This window comes from Nocardia farcinica (assembly GCF_029867845.1).
GTDB lineage: Bacteria > Actinomycetota > Actinomycetes > Mycobacteriales > Mycobacteriaceae > Nocardia > Nocardia farcinica_A.
Map to the genome: position 1 here is coordinate 1 of NZ_JARWRU010000948.1, position 1724 is coordinate 1724.

A 1724-nucleotide genomic window follows, 5' to 3' on the forward strand; every position below is an offset into this window, starting at 1 on the left:
CGCGTCCCCCCCGCTCCCCCCCCGGGGGGGGCGCCCCCTGCGCCCCACCCGCTCGGCCGGCTCGCCCACTTGGGGGGGCGGCGGGCCCGCGGCGATCAGCTCCACGCCGCTACCGGACTGCAGGTACAGCGCGTCCATGATCTGCGCGATCTGGTCCGAGGCGCGCAGCTGCGTGGAGGAGCTGGGCTGTTCGTGCGCGATCACCTCGGGAAAGCGCTCCAGCATGGTGCGGTGCAACGTCCTGGTCTCGCGCAGGGTCCGCCTGGCCCGCGCCCACAGTTCCACCACCACCCACACCGCGCCAAGCGCGATCAACGCCGAGGCCGCCGACCACAGCGGCCACGCCCACTGCGGCGCACCGTATTCCGTCGCGCCCTCGCCGTTCCAGCCGCGCCAGGCCCGCAGCGCGGCCTGCGCGCCGACCACCGCCGCACCCGTGGCGTAGATGGCGATGCCCCGGCCGAGCGTGGTCCAGTCCAGATTCCGCACGCCGGTGAGCACGATGAACGCGCAGGTCGGCACCAACACCATCCAGCCGGCGGTGAACGACCACAGCAGCGAGGCGAGGATCGCCAGCGCGCCGATTCCGTAGATCAACAAGGCGATCTGACGCAGGTTGCGCCGCGACACCACCGGCCAGGCGGCCGCGGCCACCACCGAGGTGGCGGTGGCGAAGCTGATCCAGGCCGCCAGGTGCGTGCCGTCGGACAGCGAGCCGGGCGGCAGGCCCGAGGGACGCAGATTGTCCAGTGCCAGCGCGATTTCCGGGACCGCGACGGTGGCGGCCGCGCCCACCGAGGAGACCGCTACCACGATCGCCACCCGCGAGGTGGTCGCGGGCCGCACCAGGACGCGGCCGATACGAGCCCCGACAGCCATCCAGACCAGCAGGGCGGTGAGCCAGACGATCATCCGAGAGCCTCATCGAATCGTAGGGCCGAGACGCCTGCGCCCCGGCTGTTGAACACGCGCAGCCGGGTCATCAGCATCGCGGCGAAGGTCTCGGCCTCCCACTCGGCCATCTCGTCGGCGCCGTCGTCGACGATCTGCTGGTGCGCGCGCTGGCTGAGCATGTAGGCGATCAGGTCGTCGCTCGCCTCCAGAGTGACCTCGGCGGCGGGCGCGCCCTCGTGGTCGAACACGATGTGTCCCAGTTCGTGGGCCAGGGTGTGCTCGCGGCTGGGCAGCAGGTTCGCCAGCACGATCACGTCCCGGTCCGGGTAGAAGCGGCGCTGCCCGCACACGCCGGGGCCGAGGTCGGCGTCGGCGATCTCGATCACGCGCCTGCGCTCGGCGGACACGGCGGCGACCACCTCGTCGAGGGTGGTGGCGTCGAAGTCGGCGGCGACCGCGCAGACCGCGTCGACCGCCGCGGCGACCCGGCGATAGGAGCGCAACGTACTGGGGGTTCTGCTCTGACTCATGCTCGTCCTCACACCCTCGGGCCGAAGAACTCCGCGCGCGCCGCGTCGACGCGGGCCTGGGCCGCGGAGGCGCTCTGGAAGCTGACCGCACCCGCGCCCGCCGCGACCAGCGTCATGGCGGCCAGACCTCCGATCACCGCCAGCGCGTCCGGCTCGGGCAGGCCGTGATCGGCGCTGGTCGGCTGGAAGGCAGGCTCGGGCGCGGCCGGGGGTGCGGGGTCGGCGGGCGGCCGAGCGACGTCGGTCCCGGGCGGGTCGGCCACGGGAAGTTCCGGCACAGGAAGTTCGGGCACGGGAAGT

General features: G+C 73.3%; 2 protein-coding genes and 1 pseudogene. All 3 read right to left on the reverse strand.

All coding sequences use genetic code 11. The features are described 5' to 3' along the window. Window positions 1-912: hypothetical protein (locus QH283_RS20900; protein WP_280504667.1), on the reverse strand; the 912-nt coding region annotated here is incomplete at its 3' end. Next, on the reverse strand, window positions 909-1424 hold the full coding sequence (locus QH283_RS20905) for an ImmA/IrrE family metallo-endopeptidase (RefSeq protein ID WP_280504668.1): 516 nt from the start codon (window positions 1422-1424) through the stop codon (window positions 909-911). The genes QH283_RS20900 and QH283_RS20905, both read right to left, overlap by 4 nt. Window positions 1425-1432: 8 nt before the next feature. Beyond that, window positions 1433-1724: pseudogene (locus QH283_RS20910) on the reverse strand (hypothetical protein); the annotation flags it as partial.